18 protein-coding genes and 1 pseudogene are annotated in these 16,164 nt (G+C 63.3%); 6 read left to right on the top strand and 13 right to left on the bottom strand.

Annotated elements, in window-relative coordinates:
• Positions 1–60: 60 nt before the first annotated feature.
• From RT460_RS06485 to moaA, 8 genes are all read right to left on the bottom strand, one after another.
• Entirely contained in the window at positions 61–1,479 is a 1,419-nt protein-coding gene (locus RT460_RS06485; RefSeq protein WP_313317895.1) for a NarK family nitrate/nitrite MFS transporter, read from the bottom strand.
• A gap of 148 nt (positions 1,480–1,627) precedes the next feature.
• Entirely contained in the window at positions 1,628–1,999 is a 372-nt protein-coding gene (locus tag RT460_RS06480) for a hypothetical protein (RefSeq protein WP_313317894.1), read from the bottom strand.
• Entirely contained in the window at positions 1,996–2,577 is a 582-nt protein-coding gene (locus RT460_RS06475; protein WP_313317893.1) for a molybdenum cofactor guanylyltransferase, read from the bottom strand. Before RT460_RS06475 ends, RT460_RS06480 begins: the two co-directional genes overlap by 4 nt.
• A complete protein-coding gene (locus RT460_RS06470) occupies positions 2,543–3,037 on the bottom strand; it encodes a molybdenum cofactor biosynthesis protein MoaE (protein ID WP_313317892.1) in 495 nt (164 codons plus the stop codon). Before RT460_RS06470 ends, RT460_RS06475 begins: the two co-directional genes overlap by 35 nt.
• Positions 3,038–3,039: 2 nt before the next feature.
• Positions 3,040–3,300, bottom strand: a complete 261-nt coding sequence (locus RT460_RS06465) for a MoaD/ThiS family protein (RefSeq protein ID WP_313317891.1) — start codon at positions 3,298–3,300, stop codon at positions 3,040–3,042.
• Positions 3,297–4,556, bottom strand: coding sequence for a molybdopterin molybdotransferase MoeA (locus RT460_RS06460; RefSeq protein WP_313317890.1), 1,260 nt, complete (start codon positions 4,554–4,556; stop codon positions 3,297–3,299). The genes RT460_RS06465 and RT460_RS06460 overlap by 4 nt, the downstream gene beginning before the upstream one ends.
• The gene (gene moaCB / locus RT460_RS06455; RefSeq protein WP_313317889.1) at positions 4,553–5,551 is read right to left on the bottom strand and encodes a bifunctional molybdenum cofactor biosynthesis protein MoaC/MoaB; all 999 of its coding nucleotides are present in this window, start codon (positions 5,549–5,551) and stop codon (positions 4,553–4,555) included. Before moaCB ends, RT460_RS06460 begins: the two co-directional genes overlap by 4 nt.
• Positions 5,552–5,558: 7 nt before the next feature.
• On the bottom strand, positions 5,559–6,539 hold the full coding sequence (gene moaA, locus RT460_RS06450) for a GTP 3',8-cyclase MoaA (protein ID WP_313317887.1): 981 nt from the start codon (positions 6,537–6,539) through the stop codon (positions 5,559–5,561).
• A 195-nt stretch (positions 6,540–6,734) separates the two neighbouring features.
• Here moaA and RT460_RS06445 point away from each other — a divergent pair, with 195 nt between their 5' ends.
• Positions 6,735–7,139 carry a ribonucleotide reductase subunit alpha gene (locus RT460_RS06445; RefSeq protein WP_313317916.1) on the top strand — a complete coding sequence of 135 codons (405 nt, stop codon included), beginning with the start codon at positions 6,735–6,737 and terminating at the stop codon, positions 7,137–7,139.
• Here RT460_RS06445 and RT460_RS06440 read toward each other — a convergent pair.
• On the bottom strand, positions 7,133–7,462 hold the full coding sequence (locus RT460_RS06440; protein WP_313317885.1) for a hypothetical protein: 330 nt from the start codon (positions 7,460–7,462) through the stop codon (positions 7,133–7,135). The two genes, RT460_RS06445 and RT460_RS06440, sit on opposite strands and share 7 nt — an antisense overlap.
• A gap of 238 nt (positions 7,463–7,700) precedes the next feature.
• A complete protein-coding gene (locus tag RT460_RS06435) occupies positions 7,701–8,264 on the bottom strand; it encodes a flavin reductase family protein (protein ID WP_313317884.1) in 564 nt (187 codons plus the stop codon).
• A gap of 439 nt (positions 8,265–8,703) precedes the next feature.
• Between RT460_RS06435 and RT460_RS06430 the strand changes: the two genes are divergently transcribed.
• From RT460_RS06430 to RT460_RS06415, 4 genes are all read left to right on the top strand, one after another.
• Complete coding sequence (locus RT460_RS06430) at positions 8,704–10,206, top strand: aldehyde dehydrogenase family protein (RefSeq protein ID WP_313317883.1); 1,503 nt, start codon at positions 8,704–8,706, stop codon at positions 10,204–10,206.
• 445 nt (positions 10,207–10,651) lie between these two features.
• On the top strand, positions 10,652–11,083 hold the full coding sequence (locus tag RT460_RS06425; protein ID WP_313317882.1) for a CBS domain-containing protein: 432 nt from the start codon (positions 10,652–10,654) through the stop codon (positions 11,081–11,083).
• Positions 11,084–11,549: 466 nt separating this feature from the next.
• Positions 11,550–11,864, top strand: a complete 315-nt coding sequence (locus RT460_RS06420) for a metalloregulator ArsR/SmtB family transcription factor (RefSeq protein WP_313317881.1) — start codon at positions 11,550–11,552, stop codon at positions 11,862–11,864.
• A gap of 2 nt (positions 11,865–11,866) precedes the next feature.
• Complete coding sequence (locus tag RT460_RS06415; protein WP_313317880.1) at positions 11,867–12,331, top strand: SRPBCC family protein; 465 nt, start codon at positions 11,867–11,869, stop codon at positions 12,329–12,331.
• A gap of 224 nt (positions 12,332–12,555) precedes the next feature.
• Here RT460_RS06415 and RT460_RS06410 read toward each other — a convergent pair whose 3' ends face one another.
• Positions 12,556–12,849 carry a hypothetical protein gene (locus RT460_RS06410; RefSeq protein ID WP_313317879.1) on the bottom strand — a complete coding sequence of 98 codons (294 nt, stop codon included), beginning with the start codon at positions 12,847–12,849 and terminating at the stop codon, positions 12,556–12,558.
• A gap of 56 nt (positions 12,850–12,905) precedes the next feature.
• Here RT460_RS06410 and RT460_RS06405 point away from each other — a divergent pair.
• Positions 12,906–13,151, top strand: a pseudogene (locus tag RT460_RS06405) (HRDC domain-containing protein); the annotation flags it as partial.
• 21 nt (positions 13,152–13,172) lie between these two features.
• Here the strand turns inward: RT460_RS06405 and RT460_RS06400 are convergent.
• On the bottom strand, positions 13,173–14,789 hold the full coding sequence (locus tag RT460_RS06400; protein WP_313317878.1) for a ShlB/FhaC/HecB family hemolysin secretion/activation protein: 1,617 nt from the start codon (positions 14,787–14,789) through the stop codon (positions 13,173–13,175).
• A gap of 20 nt (positions 14,790–14,809) precedes the next feature.
• Positions 14,810–16,164 (bottom strand): hypothetical protein (locus RT460_RS06395; protein ID WP_313317877.1); only part of this gene is annotated, 1,355 nt, incomplete at its 5' end.

Raw genomic sequence — 16,164 nt, 5'->3', positions numbered from 1 at the left:
TCTCCGTTCGCAAACTGCTGCATCGTGGCTATGTGGTTATCTGGCTGCGGTGCGTGTTGTTCAGCACGGCGTCTCGGCGCCGCGCCGGTAGTACCACCACCAGGTCACGGCCAGGCAGGTGGCGTAGAACGCTATGAAGCCGTACAGCGCCATGTCCGGGCTGCCGGTCAAACTGATCGAAGTGCCGTAGCTCTTCGGGATGAAGAAGCCGCCATAGGCCCCGATGGCGCCCGAGAAACCGACCACCGCGGCCGACTCGATGCTGGCCTGGTGTGCGGCGGCCTTCTTGCCCTCGGCACCTGCATTGGCCGACAGGCGCTCATGCAAGGTGCGGAAGATCACCGGAATCATCCGGAACGTGGTGCCGTTGCCGATGCCGCTGAGCACGAACAAGGCCATGAAGGACAGCAGGAAACCGTAGAAATTGCCGCCCTGGCCATCGCTGGGCAGGAAGTGCAGCACCGCGAACACAGCGGCGATCATCAGTGCAAACACCCAGAACGTCAGCCGTGCGCCCCCCAGACGATCAGCCAGGCTACCGCCCACCGAACGCATCAACGCACCCAGCAGCGGGCCAATGAAGGCATAGGCCAGCGGGTTGACCTCCGGGAACTGGCTTTTTATCAGCATCGGGAAGCCGGCGGAGAAGCCGATGTAGGAACCGAAGGTGCCGATGTACAACCAGCACATCAGCCAGTTGTGCTTGCGGCGGAAGATCACTGCCTGCTCGGAGAACGACGAGCGCGCACTGGTCAGGTCGTTCATGCCGAACCAGGCAGCGATGGCGAACACCGCGATGAACGGCACCCAGATAAAGCCCGCGTTCTGCAGGAACAACGGCGCGCCACCGGCAACCACCGGCTGCGGTGCGCCACCCAGGGCACCAAATACGCTGACGGTGATGACCAGCGGGATAACCGCCTGCGCCACCGACACGCCGACATTGCCCAGGCCCGCGTTCAAGCCCAACGCCAGGCCCTGGCGCTGCTTGGGATAGAAGAAGGAGATATTCGACATCGAGGACGAAAAGTTCGCGCCGCCAAACCCGCACAGGATCGCGATCAGCACGAACACCCAGTACGGCGTGGCCGGGTTCTGCACCGCGAAGCCAAGCCACAGCGTTGGCAGCAGCAGCGAGGCCGTGGACAGGGCCGTCCAGCGCCGGCCGCCGAAAATCGGAATGACGAACGAATAGAAGATGCGCAGCGTTGCGCCAGACAGGCTGGGCAAGGCCACCAGCCAGAACAGCTGATCGGTACTGAACGCAAAGCCGATCTTAGGCAGGCTGATCGTCACCGCCGAAAACAGTACCCATACCGAGAACGCCAGCAGCAACGCCGGTATCGATATCACCAAGTTGCGGGTCGCAACCTTCTTGCCGGTATGTTCCCAATAGGCAGGATCTTCAGGCCGCCAATCGGTGATGACCCCACCGGGACCGGACCTGCTCTGACTTGCGGCATCGCGGCTGGCACTCATGCATCGCTCCAAGGCTGTACGAAACGGCGCTGGACTGCTGTGCTTTTTGCATCCCCAGTCGCCATGGCGTTATTAGGCCCGGCGCCCTTTGGGGCGGTATTGATCTTGATCAATCCAAGGCGCGATCGCGCCAGTCACCTGACAAATATCAAACGGCCTTCACGACCTCGCCCGCGCCACGGCGCTGCACGCCGCGCTGACGCACGCTGTCACGTACGTCGACGTCGAACTGCAGCTGCAGATCCTGCAAGGGCGCGGGGATGTCGAAGCTGAGGCCATCGCGGCAAGGCAGCCGCGCTTGCAAGGCCACGATGTCCTGTCGCGGCAGATGGAACTCCGTTGCGCTCAGGGTGCCGACCACACTGGCCTCGGCAGCGGCATGCAGCCGCAGCAAATACACCAGCTCGCCCAGATCCCCCATCCGCGTGCGGCTCTCCACCGCCTCACCAGCGAGCAGGTTGGCGAGTTCATTCTCATCGATGCGCAGGCGCACGCGCTGCGACTGGATCTGGATCTTCATGAGGCAACGGCGTCCCATTGGTGAGGGGTATTGCAGTTGACCAGGCGTCCATCGCCATCGTCGGGCAGCGCCAGCTCACGGCCGCCCAGTCGTCGCTGCAACGCATGCAGGGAACGTGGTCCATCCACGTCCATCACCATCGACCGCAGCAGGGTGCGACAGCCTGTATCGATGTTCAACCGCATAGGCAGCGGTTGCCCGGCGTAGCTCACGCAACGAGCGGGGCCTGCGTCACGTAATTGCCAAAGCAATGTGCGGTCAAGCAAGGGCATGTCCACCGGCACCACCCAGGCCGGCCCGTCATCAAGCGTCTGCAGGACGCTATACAGGCCGCCCAGCGGACCGCAGCGCGGGACCACGTCGGGTACCGATTCAAACGCTTCGTAGCTGCCACTTACCCGCACCGGTTGCGCGCCGGCATCGCCAAGCAAGCCGCACATATGTGCCAACAGGGTTTGCCCGCGCCAACGCAACAGCGCCTTGTCACGCCCCATTCGCGAGGACAGACCGCCGGCCAGCACGATGCCGGCGATCGGCCTGCCGTCAGTGGGCGTGATCGTGGGCATGGTCTTGGGCATGGCCAGCACTGGGTTCACACAGACTGCAACCCTCGCTCCACTCGCTGTCACCGTCCTCGTAATGCTCCTGCTTCCAAATCGGGGAGCGATGTTTCACTGCTTCGATCAGCTGCCTGCAGGCACGAAACGCTTCATCGCGGTGCGGGCTGCCCGCGGCCACCACCACCGCCACATCGCCGACCGCCAGGCGCCCCTTGGCATGGGCCACATAGAGCTTCACGCGCGGACCGAACTCGGCCTGCGCTTCATCGATCAGACGCTGGAACTCATTCAGCACCAAGGGTTCGAACAGGTCGTAGGTGATGCCCTGTACCGCCCGCCCCTGGTTGAGGTCGCGCACCTTGCCGATGAAGACGTCGATACCGCCGAAGCCAGGATCGGAGACGAAGGCAATGCCCTCGGCCGGATCGATGGCCGCTTCGGCCCGATCCACCACCTTCCACAGGTTTCCAGTTGTCACGCTCAACCTCCACTTACCGGTGGCAGGATCGCCACCCGTCCGTCCGCGGGCAGCAGTTCGCTGTCGCGCAACACCCGTTTTTCATCGGCGAATACCGAATAGTCGACCAGCCCGGCACGGAACTGCGGGAACTGCTGTTGCAGCTGCTCGCGCATTGCCCGGCGCAGGTCGGCGATGTGCTCACCGTTCACCCGCACGCTGATTTCCCGTTGGCGATCCAGTTCGGTGAATGCCCCGAACAACTGCACTGCGATCTCTTTCATGCCTTCTCCTGCCCATCCAACTGCAATGGCTGCAGATGCCCCCATCCCTGCACCCGCGCCAGACTGCCGGCCTCGGCCAGCGCGCTGTCGCCGTCCAGTACCGCCCAGGCATTTGCCCGCAACATGGTCTTGAGCCGGAATGACTCCTGCCCGGACAACACCCGCACGCTCAACCGCCCGTCCGCCTCCAGCTCCACCCGCGCACGCGCGTGGAAGCGCAGGCCGGGCGGCTTTCGCACATCTGCCTGTAGCGGCAACTGCAGGCTGGTCTCGTCCTTCAACCCCAACATGCGCCGCAACACCGGCTCCACGAAGAAGCGCAGGCCAACCGCCGCCGAAATGGGATTGCCTGGCAGGCCGAAGTACAGGCTGCCGTTGGCCAGACGCGCAAACAGCAACGGCTTGCCCGGGCGTATGGCCACCTTGTGGAAAAGTATCTCGGCGCCGCGCGCGCGCAGCGCGTCGGGAATGAAGTCGTAGCGCCCCTGCGACACCGCGCCGGTACTCAGCACCACACGCGCGCCAGCAGCAAGCGCGGCATCGAGCGCGGCATCAAACGCCGCTACGTCATCGCTGACCCTGCCATCCCAGACCACCTCGGCACCCGCGGCTGCCAGGCGGCTGACCAGGAACGGTCGGTTGCTGTCGCGGATCTGCCCGGACTGCAGCGCCTGCGTGGCGTCGCTGATCAGTTCCTTGCCTGTGCTGATCACCGCCACCTGCGGACGCTGCTGCACCTGCACCTCGGCAACGCCCAGGGCATGCAGCAGGGTCATCGCGTTGATGTCGAGCATCGCGCCAGCCGCGAGCACGGTTTCGTCCAACGCCACGTCCTGCCCGCGCAGACGCACATGCTGCCCTGGCTTCACCGCTGCCTGCAGGCGGATGCGTCGTGGGCGACCGTCCACCGCATCCAGCACCTCCACCTGTTCCACCGGCACCACACTGTCCAGCCCGGCCGGCATGCGCGCACCGGTCATGATCTCCCAGGCGTCGGCCCCGTCGCCGTCGCTCGCCTCATCACCGGCGGCCTGCCAGCCGCCCACCTGCAGCACGCTGCCAGCAGCGACCACCAGACCGTCGCTGCGCAGGGCAAACCCATCCATCGCTGCATTGTTGAACGGTGGCAGGTCCTGGCCGCTGACAACCGCTGCCGCCAGGATCCGCTCATCCGCCTGCGCCACTGCAACACCTTCGGCGACTGCGCCAGGTGCCTGGTCCAGCAGCAACTGCAAGGCCTGCGCGTAGGCAATCATGCGTGGCTGCCCCCGTCCATCATCGCCAGCGCATGGCCCAGCACCGGCGTCAGGATGCTCATGCATTGCGCCGCCGCGCGCGGGCTGCCCGGCAGCGCGATGACCAGCAGCGTATCCAGCTGCACCACCTCGGCCCGGCTCAACCATGCCAACGGGGTGTGTTGGGCACTGAGCGCGCGCAGCATCTGTGCCAAGCCCGGCACGCTGCGGCCACCCAGCGCCTGCAACGCCTCGGGGGTGAGATCGCGCGGGCCCAGGCCGGTGCCACCGGTGCACAGGCACAGGCGCACGCCACTTGCCGCCAGCGCCTGCAGGCGCTCGACCAGGCTGTCGACGCCGTCCGCCAGGATGTCGCTGCTGACCACCTCACCGCCCAGTGCCTGCAATCCTGCAACCAGCACCGGTCCGGACTCATCCACGTATTCACCGCGGCTGGCGCGGTCGCTGAGCGTGATCACCGCACAACGGGCCCCGCGCAACATCTTGGGCGGGCGCGGTCGGAACCGCTCCAGTTCGTCGGCATCCATGCCTTGCGGATGCGTCCACACGCCGCTTTTGCCGCCTTCCTTGAACAGCAGGCGGATACCACTGATCTCCAGCGCCGGCTCCACCGGCTTACTCAGGTCATACAGCGTCAGCAGTGCGGCGTTGACACCGGCCAGTGCTTCCATTTCAACGCCGGTACGGGCCTCGCTGGCGCACTCGCACCAGACCCGGATCGCTTGCCGCTCGGGCACCGGCGCGCAATACACGCGCACCAGCTCCAGCGGCAGCGGATGGCACAGCGGCATCAGCGCCGATGCCATCTTGGCGCCTTGCAGGCCGGCGATTTCCGCCATCACCAGCGCGTCGCCCTTGGGCAGTCGCCGCTCCACGATCAACGGGTAAGCAACCGGGCCGGCAATCAACTCACCTACCGCCACCGCACGCCGACGAGTGATGCGCTTGTCGCGCACGTCGGCCATGTGGAATGCCGCACTTATCTGCCCACTCATTACGCTTTCATCCTCCAATCGAGGCCAGGTGCGGGGTAAGCCCGGTCTGGCCGAAATGCAGCCCATGCCCGGCGGCCTTGAGCCCGAGCTGGGTGGTGATGCGCGCCAGCAGGGCATCCTGGTCGTCGTCGGACTGCAGCAACGGCCGCAGTGCAACGCCGAAGTCACCGAACAGGCACAGCCGAAGATCGCCGCGCGCGGTAACCCGCAGGCGATTGCAGCCCTTGCAGAAATCCCGCGAATACGGGGCAATGATGCCGATGCTGCCGCGGTGGTCGGGGTGCCCGAACTCGCGTGCGGGGCCGGCGTCGGCGGCGCGGCGGCGCTCGCTCCAGCCCGCGGCCAGCAACTTCTCGATCACCACATCCGCACGCAGGTGGTGACGCTCGAAGTACGCGCGGTTGTCACCGGTGCGCATAAGCTCGATGAAGCGCACGCTTACCGGCCGCTCGCGGAGGAACTCCATCCATTCCGGTAGTTCGTCGTCGTTGAGCCCACGCAGCAACACTGCGTTGAGCTTGATCGCCTGCATGCCCAGCGCTTGCGCCAGGGCAATCCCCTCCATCACCTCGGGCAGGCGGTCGTGGCCGGTGATGGCATGGAAGCGGTCGCGGCGCAGGCTGTCCATGCTTACGTTGAGCGCGGTCAGTCCTGCGCGGTGCCACCCGGGCAGACGCCGCGGCAGCAGGCAGCCATTGGTGGTGATGGCGACCTTGCGGATGCCGGGCACCTGCGCCACCGTGGCGATGATCTGGTCCAGGTCCTTGCGCAGGCTGGGCTCGCCACCGGTCAGGCGGATCTTGTGCATGCCCAAGGCGGCAAACGCGCGTACCAGCCGCGCGATCTCATCCACCGCCAGGAACTGCGGGCGACCATCGGCGTGGTAGCCGTCCGGCAGGCAATAGCTGCAACGGAAGTTGCAGGCCTCGGTAAGCGACAGGCGCAGGTACGGAAAACTGCGCCCGAAGCCATCGGTGAGATGGCTCATGGCTGTTTCACCTCCCGACTCGATGATTCCGCGCTCGCCCGGCATGCCGGGTTGCCCTCGCCTGTATTGATTGACCGCCAGCCTACGTGGGGCTTTGAAGCGATGGCATGACTTAAATCAATTCAGGGCACAGCCAAGCCGCAAGCAGCTGTGGCAGCATGCCCTTTCCCGACGTTCCATCCTGTGACCCAGATCATGATGCTGAGTGATTTCAATGACCTGCTGCGTGCAGCAGGACAACAAGCCGAACCGCAGCGCCTGTTGTTCGTGTTCGTGAAGGCCGACCTGCCCGAGTCACCCACGGCCGATCAGCATGCCCGTCACAGCAGCGGTGAGGGCGGCACCTTGAGCCCGGTGCTATGCGTGGACAAGGCGCCGGAGGAGATTGCCTCGTTCCAGGCGCTGGCCAGCGAAGCCGCCCGCACGGGCTTGGGCTGGGACCTGGTGTTCGTGGCATCACTGGATGGCCGCGCCGGCGTGGCCCCCTCCAGTGACGAGGCGGCGCAGCCGCTGCGGCTGATGGTGAATGCCGTCAACGATGGCCAGATCAGCCGCTTCGCCGCCTTCGACGGCGATGGCGCCCCGGTGCAGTTCTACTGAGCCAGCAGCTGCAGCATCAGGAAGAACACCACCAGCACGGTGTTCAGGCCCCAGGCCACGGTCAGCCCTCGCGCAGCCACCCCGTAGTTGGGGTTGTGTGCGCTGGGCGCAGCCCGCCACACCGCCGGGATGATCCAGCCGGTGTACAGCAGCAGCAGCGCAAACAAGGCCAGCAGCAGTGACGTGCGGCCTTGCGCCAAGGCCCATAGTGCGCCTGCCCACAGCAGGTTGCTGGGAATCACCCCCTGCAACCAGAACACACGCCAAAGCCGGGAAGGCGGCAGCTTGTCGCCCGGGGCACTGATCGAACTGACAGCAGTCATGGCCGGAACTCCTGATTGACGCGATGTGGGCAGAGCTTGCGCCGCGGAAAGATGCGGGTCAAATCCAGGGCAGACGCCCTGCCATCATCCCGACGCGGGCCCAAGTCACCCGATCAGGGCTGGCGGACGCTTGTCATCGTCATGCTTGCGGCGTTGTTGTTGCCGTCGTTCCCGCGAACGCGGGAATCGCCCCTGTCCTGCATCTGGGGCTGACGCACACCCAAAACCCCCGCCAGCATCAAACCAGCATCTCCGGCTTGAACATCGACCGCCGGCTGATCACGTTCCCCGCCACCATGAAAGCCCCATCGCCACTGTAATGCAGCGTGCGTGGATGCTTCGGCGACGGTGCCACGTGGGCCTTGACCACCTCGAAAATGAAGAAGTTGAAGCGGTCGACCAGAGCATCTTCATGAAGACGACATTCGAAGCTTGCATGGCACTGCCCGATCAACGGTGCCTGCACATGCCTGGCCTTCACCGCGGTGAGCTCAAACGCGGCAAACTTGTCGGTATCCACGCCGCTGCAGTTACCTATTCCAACAACCGCATCAACCATCGCCGCGGTTGGCAGGTTGATCACGCACTGACCACTGCGGCGTATCATCTCGAAGCTGTGGTTGCCGCTGGCGATCATCAGCCCCACCAGCGACGGTGAGAATTCCAGCACGGTATGCCAGCCCAAGGTCATGATGTTGGCCCGGCCCTGCCATTGCGAAGACACCAGCACGATGGGGCCCGGCTCCAGATACCGGCGCACCTTTTCCACCGGAAAATCCGCCTTGCGCTTGCCTGCCTTCATCGACTGCTCCCATGGCGCTGGCCGCTGCCAGCAGTTGAAGTTGCGTTCCCGTACCAATGGAAACAGTGCGCAGCAAAGCACAGCGTGATGCCATCGCCGTCACCCGCGACTGCGGCATAACAAAACGACAAAGCACTGTCCTGCACGCCAGTGGAAGCAGCAGCCCGCGCCCGTCCAGCATGGCAACGCTCAAAGGGTACGCACGCTCAACTCCAACCTTCCGTCTGCACAGCAACAACCCCACGCATCCATCGGCCTATCTAGGCTCCGCAGTGCTGAACCGCGTTGCGGCACCGGCATCCCGTGCTGGCATCGCTGGCAGGGGTACGGCGCCATGGCGAAAGGGGATATCAACGCTGCCCATCGCTGACGCCAGAACAGAAGCTCTCGCCCCGCCGCCCGATCACGCCTTGTCGCCAGCATTGCCACGGACCCGCCCATGTACGACCTGAGAGAACTGCAACGCGTCCTGGACCTGCAGCGTGACAGCTACCTGAAGAAAGGGGACCCCAGCCTGCAGCTGCGCCTGTCACGCAGCAGCCGGATGGCGCTCGCATTGCTGGAAAACATCGACATGCTCGCAGATGCTCTCTGCGAAGACTACGGATGGCGCCCGCCTGCACTGTCGAAATCCTTCGAAGGCATCAGCTGGGTAGAAGATGTCCAGCAATCACTGGCCAATGTTGCGCAGTGGATGCAGCCGCGCATGGTCAACGGCGGCTTCGTGCAGGCCAAGCCCAAGGGCGTGGTCGGCGTGATCGGTACGTGGAGCTTCCCCCTTGCATCGAGCTTCCAACCTGCCATGGCCGCGCTGGCGGCAGGCAACCGGGTGATGCTCAACTTCCCCGAGCAGCTCCCGAACACCGGCGCGCTGTTGCGGAAACTGTTCAACGAGCGATTTGATGAAAGCGAAGTTGCGCTGTTCAACGGCGACATCGCTACCGCCACCTCATTCGCCACGCTGCAGTTTGACCATCTATTGTTCACCGGCTCGTCAGAGATCGGCACGCTGGTTTCGCAGGCTGCCGCACGCAACCTGGTACCGGTGACATTGGCGTTGGGAGGAAAGAACCCGGCGGTCATCGCACGCGATGCGGACCTTGCCATGGCTGCAACCCGGATTGCCTCGACGCGCCTGATCAACGGGGGCCAGGCATGCCTGTGTCCAGACTATGCCTTCATCCCCGACGAGAACTTCGAGGATCTCATTGCACAGTTGCGCGCACGCATGCGTGACATCAGCGGTGACTATCTACGCAACCCAGCAATTGTCCCGATCATCAACGAACACAATCATGACCGCGTACTAGCGCTCGTCGATGATGCGGTAGCGCGCGGGACGCAACGCATCGAAATTCTGCCCGGCACCGAACTGCAAGGCCTGCCGGATCGGGCGGCACGGCGCATCGCCCCCATCCTTCTGATCGAGCCGCCGGAAGATGCGCGCATCAATACGCACGAGGTCTTTGGCCCGGTATTGGTGCTGAAACGCTACGGCAAACTGCAGCAGGTCATCGATTACATCGCCAGGCGCCCCGCGCCGTTGGCCGCTTATTGGTACGGCGACGATGGCGTGGATTTCCAGCATTTCCTGGCCCACACCACCAGCGGCGGCGTTACCCGCAACGACGGCTTCGTCCACGGCATGCTGCCGGGTGCACCATTTGGCGGCGTGGGAATGTCAGGTTCCGGCGCGTGCCACGGCCGCGCCGGCTTTGACACGTTCACCCATTACCGCACCATCGCTCACGGCCATGCCGAGCACGGCGTAGCCGATGCGACGGTCAACGGCACGCTGCTGAAGCCGGGAGCCCTGGCCGATGGCAATCATGCAATCGCGACGGCGATCGCCAGTTTCAAGCAGCATGCTGGTCCCTTGCGGATGCAGGGCGCGCCGCGCACAGTGCGCTTGGCAGAGCATGCCAGTTCCGCAATACGGTGAACCTTGCCATGTCCGCGTTGGCGGTGCCGGGTATCGCAGGCAGATTCCCCGACTGCTCGTGTCGTGCAAAGCACGCCGAATGCAGTGCGATGAACCCGGTATTCCGTTGGCCAGCGCCGACTGCGCGCTTAGACCGGCGCCGCAACCGGCAACCGGCAACCGGCAACCGGCAACCGGCAACCGCCGAGTTTGGCACTGATCAGGGCCACGTGCTGCGTGTTTAGGCTGTGCTTCCACCGACGTCATTCAGCAGCGGTTTTGCGTGAGCTGGAATGCTGCCAATCACCTTCATGCGCATGACAAACCGTCCCAACTACGCAAAGTCCACGCGACCATCCGACTCGTAGAATCGAAGCGCCGATGGACACTCGGCATCAGGGCGACCAGCCACGCTGGCAGCCGAGCGAACTCTTCCGATTGAAGCAACCTGCAACAGGAAACATCAATGAACGTCCGCGAACTCCTGCAGTCAAAGAAGCAAACCGTAGTCACCATCGACGTTGAAGACACCGTTGGCGCAGCAGCGCACAAAATGAGTACGCACAAGATTGCGGCACTGGTGGTGATGAAGGATGGCGCACCGGTGAATGTCATCTCCGAAAAGGACATCGTGCGCAGCCTGGCCGATGACGGCCCCCAGGCAGGACGACGCGTCATTGCCACCCTGCCCACGACGGGCCTGGAAGTAATTTCGCCAGAAGCAAGCCTCAAGCAGGCCATGGCGCTGATGACCTACTCGCATCACCGCCACCTGATGGTGACGGAGGGCTCCACGCTGGTCGGCATTGTCAGCCTGGGCGACATCGTCAAGAGCTTGCTCAGCGAATTGGAACTTGAGAAAGCCGTGCTGCAGGATATCTACGCCGCGGCACACTGAGAGCGTCACATCACGCCGGCGCATGTCTCCCCGTCGCCGGCATCCGCGTAATCGGCTCGCAGGACCATTGATCGCGACTTCGCAACAAGGGCCTGCATGCCATTGGATTTCGATTCGCTACCGCGGGCCATGGCAGCCCTTCAGCGCCGGCGGCCTACCGAGCTCGACCAACATCCCAGCGGCTGCAGGCGCTCGCCCGCAGCGCTCTTGCGCCTCATCTCCCCTGATCCCAGGCCCAGTCCCTGGCGACTGGCGCGTTGCGCGTGCAGGAACCGAAACAGGATCGATCGGCCACTGTAGCGATCAATGATTGCCGGATAGCTTGCGCCTCGTTCCCAGTTCGCAGCGTCCGCGCTGCCGACCTGGCGATTGCCGGTTCATATTCCGATGGTTGACATGCAGGCATTTGCCTGCATAAAGTGTCCGCAACTGCCCAAACGCCCCCAACACAGGACCACGCATACAGATGGACGCGGACAAGGTGTTCAAGGCCCTGGGAGATCCGACCCGCAGAAAGCTGCTTGATGCGCTCTGCGAGAACAACGGCCAGACCTTGGGGCAACTGTGCGAACACCTGGACATGGCCAGGCAATCGGTCACCCAACACCTCGGCCTGCTCGAGGACGCCAACCTGATCAGCACGGTCAGGCGTGGTCGAGAGAAGCTGCATTTCATCAATCCGGTGCCACTGCACGCGGTGTACGAGCGCTGGGTACGCAAGTTCGAGCAGCAACGCCTCAGCCTGCTGCATGACCTCAAGAAAGAACTGGAAGGAGAATGACGATGGCCCGTGAACTCACCAGCTTCATCTATGTCACCTACATCGCGTCGACGCCCGAAAAGGTGTTCGATGCCATCACCCGACCGGAAATCGCGCGCCGCTACTGGGGCCACGAGAACGTATCGGACTGGACACCCGGCTCACGCTGGCAACACGTCCGCGCCAACGACACGCGCAGCGTGGAACTCGTGGGCGAAGTACGCGAAAGCAGCCCACCCTCGCGCCTGGTGATCACCTGGGCCGCAGCCTCGCAGGCCGACAATCCCGACAGCTACAGCCGCGTCACCTTCGACATCACGCCTTACGAGGACATGGTCAAATTGACCGTCACCCACGACGAACTCGAAGCCGGCAGCAGCATGGCTGCAGGCATCAGCCAAGGTTGGCCGATCGTGCTGTCCAGCCTGAAATCGCTGCTGGAAACCGGCCAGGGGCTGGATGTATTCGCCAAGCCCAAGGCGGCTTGAGCAACACCAACCACAAATACGGAGAAGCCCGCTGTCGCGGGCTTCTTTCCTTCTCGGGGTGCCTGTTCGATGCAGCCTGCGATAGTGCCTGTCCGACCAAAATAGTCGACGAGAAACTTCTCATTGATTAATAGAGCACTATCTTTTTGAACATAGCCCCACTTGTGCCCCTTCCTTGAACGGAGGTGTCTGGGATCGGTCGGACCGAGTGACGACGGACCCACTCAAGAAGTACTTTCATACGCACAAGGAAGAAACACGGGCTTGCGGTTCCGCACCCCCTTCCAAGCTGGCACAAGAGCATAGAGCCCAGCCGGCAGCCTCTCATCCATTGCCCCGTTGATCTTTACCCCGGCTCCCATCAATTGCCGAATCATCGGCAACAACGACGTCAATGCTTTTCCGACGTCGAACCATTCTTCCGCTCCGTCCTCCTGCCACACCAACGACATCAGCCGACGATTCAGTAATGTTGCACGCTTCACTGCCAGATCCACGCCCATCAGGGATTCGTGCATCTTCGCTTCACTTGATCGACTTCCAGCGTGGCAGCGACAACTCGCGCGGCGGCCCACGCACCGGCCGGCCAGTGCAGGCGGGTGATCTATCGCTGTTCCAAGCATTGCGCGGCCCGCGCCTGGAACTGGCACGCGAACAGAACGTGCCGGCATTCGTGATCCTGCACGACAGCACCTTGCTCAACATCGCCGCGCAGCGCCCTACCAGCGTTGAAGCACTCGACGAGGCGGGCGGTAGTGGCGGCAGCACGCTGGCCCGTTATGGCCAGCGACTGGTCGAGATCACGCGCGAGCAGGGCTAACCGCCCTGCCCTCAGTGCTCATCACCACCGAGCGCTGATACGGAAATCAGCACGAACGCTGTCCTGGTCCTTCAGCACCTTGTCCAGCGGATGGCCCAGATCCAAGCTGTAGCTGTAGCGTTTGAACACCTGCCCGTTCAAACCCAGGCCCACGCTGCTCATGCTTGCCGAAGTTGGGAAATCGCCGCGCACCTCGCCGTGGTCGAAGAACACATACATGTCGTGTGCCTGACGATAGGGCCGGTGCAACTCAACGCTGCCGTAGTAGCCCTTCACGCCCGACAACGCACCTCGCACGTAACCACGTACGCTGCCGATGCCACCCACCTGGAACAGGTTGCCGGACGGCAGGAAATCGCCACTGGTGAACTGCCAACCCAACTGCGCGCGGTACAGGAAGCCGGTGGCGCCAATGCGCTGGGTCCAGCCGGTATTGCCGTTGGCAGTAGTGAAGCTCCTGCCCTTGCCCAGAGTTTCATCGGCCCTGATGCGCGAAACGCCCTGGTAGAAGCTCCAGTCGTAGCCGTCATTGCGGTAGCCCGTGCTCAGGCCCACGGTGACGATGGTCGAGTTGCTTTCCGAAACCTGCTCGCCAGCGATGTCCGAGGTGGAGTTGCTGCGCGACAGGCTTGCCATCGAGGACAGCAGCCAGTGCTGGTTGGCGATCCACGGCTGGGTGAAGTCCACACCGTAGTTGGTGGACTCACCGGTGATGTCCAGATCGCGGTAGGCACCGTCGATAATGTTGATCTGGTTGCGCGAAACGCTCACACCAACGCGGCCGTTGCGCTTGTTGACGATCCCCGAATACGAAACGCGCCCTTCAAGGCCGCCGCGCGAGTATGCCACCGAGCCAGCCAGCAGGTCGTTGACACCGGCCAGCCCCCAGAACTGCCCCTGCACACCGAAGCGCTCGCGCCCGGTGCTTTCCACACCGGAGTTGTCAACGAAGGCGCCCCAAGTGCGACGATCCGGCGACTGAGCCATAAGCATGATGTCAGTCTGTCCTGCCGCCTCACCTGGCCGCAGCAAGGCACGTACCTGTACGTCACTGGTACGGTTCAGGTACACCAGATCATCGCGCAGCTGATCGGTCTGCACGATTTCTCCCGCCTGCTGATGCACACGCCGCAGCACGAAGCGCTCTGGAACCTTGCCTTCGCCTTCCCCTGTGACCTGCATCTTGCCCAGCCTACCCTCCATAAGCGTCACCACCACCGTGCCTCCGGCCAGATCCTGCTGCCGCAGCAGGGCCTTGGCCGTAGTGATGCCCTTGGTCTGATAGGCCGCGTTGATCTCTTCCACCAGCGCATCAAGGTCGGCCATGCCCACCTGACGGCCCACGTAGCGGCTACGCACCTCCGCCAGTGCGGCCGCGTCCAACAGCTCTGAAGTGGGCTCGAAGCGCACTTCATGAAGCGGGAAGCGCACGCCGTCGGCACGCGCCGGGGTGGCCGAGGCTTCCAACGGTGTTTCCTGCAATGGATCCACTACCGTCTTGCTCGGCTGCAACGGCTGGCGCTGCTCGTAATAGCCATCAATACGTTGGGTGGTCTGGCCACCATCCGTTGTGGTCGACTGCGCGGCAGCCATGCAAGGCAGCAACGCGCTACCGACCAGAAGCAGACCTCGATACATCGTCTTATTCCCGTGTTTCATTAATTGGGTGCCCCAAGGTTGACCGCGCCGGCTTCGGACTTCACCAGGTCACCGCTCATATCCAGCTCCAGGCGCAACTCCGGCGACTGGTCTTCGTAGGCTGGATCAAGCTGCAACAGGCGGCCCATGTAACGCACTGCGGCCTCGCCCAGATAGTTCATATCGCTATGGGCATGCTGGTTGTTGTAATTCGGGCTGGTGACGCGGTAGCCATCGTTGAAGCGCACCGCATAGGCGTCGGTATTGATGTACACGCCATCTGCCGACACGCGGAAGCTGCGGCTAGGCTGGGTCAGCTGTACGTCAAACGGGCGCAGCTGTGGACTGGTGTTGTCCATCAACACACGCATCTTCGGCGTTTGCAGCGTCATGGTGTGTTCGATGTAGCCACTATCGATATCGACCTTGCCTGCAGTGGAAGCCAGTTCGGCATCCACCGCGCGGAGCTGGTCGATCAACCAGGCATCACGCGGATCCACTTCCAAGGTGATCTTCCGTGCCACGCCGTTGTGATAACCGGTGAGCGTGGTGGTCAGCGGCCCAGTTCCCGTTGATGCCTGCGCTACGTTCGCATCAATCGTATCGGCAGCCAGATTCAGACGGGTATCAATCATGCCTTGCGACAGCACCAGGTGATCGCGCGCAGCCAGGCTACCCGAAGCCGCTGTCAACGAACCACCGCTGAGCGAACCGCCCTTTGCATCCATGCTGGCTCTGGTTCCGGCAGCGATGCGATCGAAGTGGATGCTTCCACCGGAAATGATGGACTGCATACCCCCACTGCGGCCATCGCCGATCGCCACGTCACCGCCGGCAACCAGTGCTGCGTCCTGCCCCGCCTGATAGCTGCCCCAGGTCTGCGTGGTGTCGCTGTTGGCGACGATATCTTTACCCGCGATCGCCTTGTCAATGTCGATTGCGCCCGCTGCGTTGACCTGCAACGCGCCACCAGCGACAGCACTGTCGCCGATGACGTCGCTGCCACGCGAGGTGAGGCTCAGGTTGTTGTCCGCCTGCACGGCATCGAACGTCAGTGCGCTATCCGATGCGAGGCTGACATTACAACCCGCCAGCAGAGAGCCAATCGCGACCACACCACCTGCGTCACCCGTGAAGTTGCAACCTGCAGTGATCTCCTTCGCCTTCAGGTCAGTGCCGGCCTGCCACGTACCATCGGTACCGATGTGCGCAGTACCGACGTCAATTGCTCTGCCGGCGCGCACGTTCATCGCGGTGCCGGTGGAAGCCGTACCCAAGGTGATGTTGTTACCCGCCGTGGCCGACAGATCACCTTGACCCTCGAAGGTGGTCACCGTGGTGTTGCCACCCGTGATCAGTGTGCTGTTGCCGGTCA

Origin of the sequence: Stenotrophomonas sp. (assembly GCF_032061965.1) — a bacterium.
Taxonomy (GTDB): domain Bacteria; phylum Pseudomonadota; class Gammaproteobacteria; order Xanthomonadales; family Xanthomonadaceae; genus Stenotrophomonas.
The sequence above is the reverse complement of the archived record's forward strand: the minus strand, read 5'-3'. Positions and strand labels throughout refer to the sequence as shown.

Excerpts from the sequence above, each read along its gene's own strand:
- RT460_RS06485 (WP_313317895.1), bottom strand. The coding sequence starts at position 1,479 with ATGAGTGCCAGCCGCGATGCCGCAAGTCAGAGCAGGTCCGGTCCCGGT.
- RT460_RS06480 (WP_313317894.1), bottom strand. The coding sequence starts at position 1,999 with ATGAAGATCCAGATCCAGTCGCAGCGCGTGCGCCTGCGCATCGATGAG.
- RT460_RS06475 (WP_313317893.1), bottom strand. The coding sequence starts at position 2,577 with ATGCCCAAGACCATGCCCACGATCACGCCCACTGACGGCAGGCCGATC.
- RT460_RS06465 (WP_313317891.1), bottom strand. The coding sequence starts at position 3,300 with ATGAAAGAGATCGCAGTGCAGTTGTTCGGGGCATTCACCGAACTGGAT.
- RT460_RS06460 (WP_313317890.1), bottom strand. The coding sequence starts at position 4,556 with ATGATTGCCTACGCGCAGGCCTTGCAGTTGCTGCTGGACCAGGCACCT.
- moaCB (WP_313317889.1), bottom strand. The coding sequence starts at position 5,551 with ATGAGTGGGCAGATAAGTGCGGCATTCCACATGGCCGACGTGCGCGAC.
- moaA (WP_313317887.1), bottom strand. The coding sequence starts at position 6,539 with ATGAGCCATCTCACCGATGGCTTCGGGCGCAGTTTTCCGTACCTGCGC.
- RT460_RS06445 (WP_313317916.1), top strand. The coding sequence starts at position 6,735 with ATGATGCTGAGTGATTTCAATGACCTGCTGCGTGCAGCAGGACAACAA.
- RT460_RS06440 (WP_313317885.1), bottom strand. The coding sequence starts at position 7,462 with ATGACTGCTGTCAGTTCGATCAGTGCCCCGGGCGACAAGCTGCCGCCT.
- RT460_RS06435 (WP_313317884.1), bottom strand. The coding sequence starts at position 8,264 with ATGAAGGCAGGCAAGCGCAAGGCGGATTTTCCGGTGGAAAAGGTGCGC.
- RT460_RS06430 (WP_313317883.1), top strand. The coding sequence starts at position 8,704 with ATGTACGACCTGAGAGAACTGCAACGCGTCCTGGACCTGCAGCGTGAC.
- RT460_RS06425 (WP_313317882.1), top strand. The coding sequence starts at position 10,652 with ATGAACGTCCGCGAACTCCTGCAGTCAAAGAAGCAAACCGTAGTCACC.
- RT460_RS06420 (WP_313317881.1), top strand. The coding sequence starts at position 11,550 with ATGGACGCGGACAAGGTGTTCAAGGCCCTGGGAGATCCGACCCGCAGA.
- RT460_RS06415 (WP_313317880.1), top strand. The coding sequence starts at position 11,867 with ATGGCCCGTGAACTCACCAGCTTCATCTATGTCACCTACATCGCGTCG.
- RT460_RS06410 (WP_313317879.1), bottom strand. The coding sequence starts at position 12,849 with ATGCACGAATCCCTGATGGGCGTGGATCTGGCAGTGAAGCGTGCAACA.
- RT460_RS06400 (WP_313317878.1), bottom strand. The coding sequence starts at position 14,789 with ATGTATCGAGGTCTGCTTCTGGTCGGTAGCGCGTTGCTGCCTTGCATG.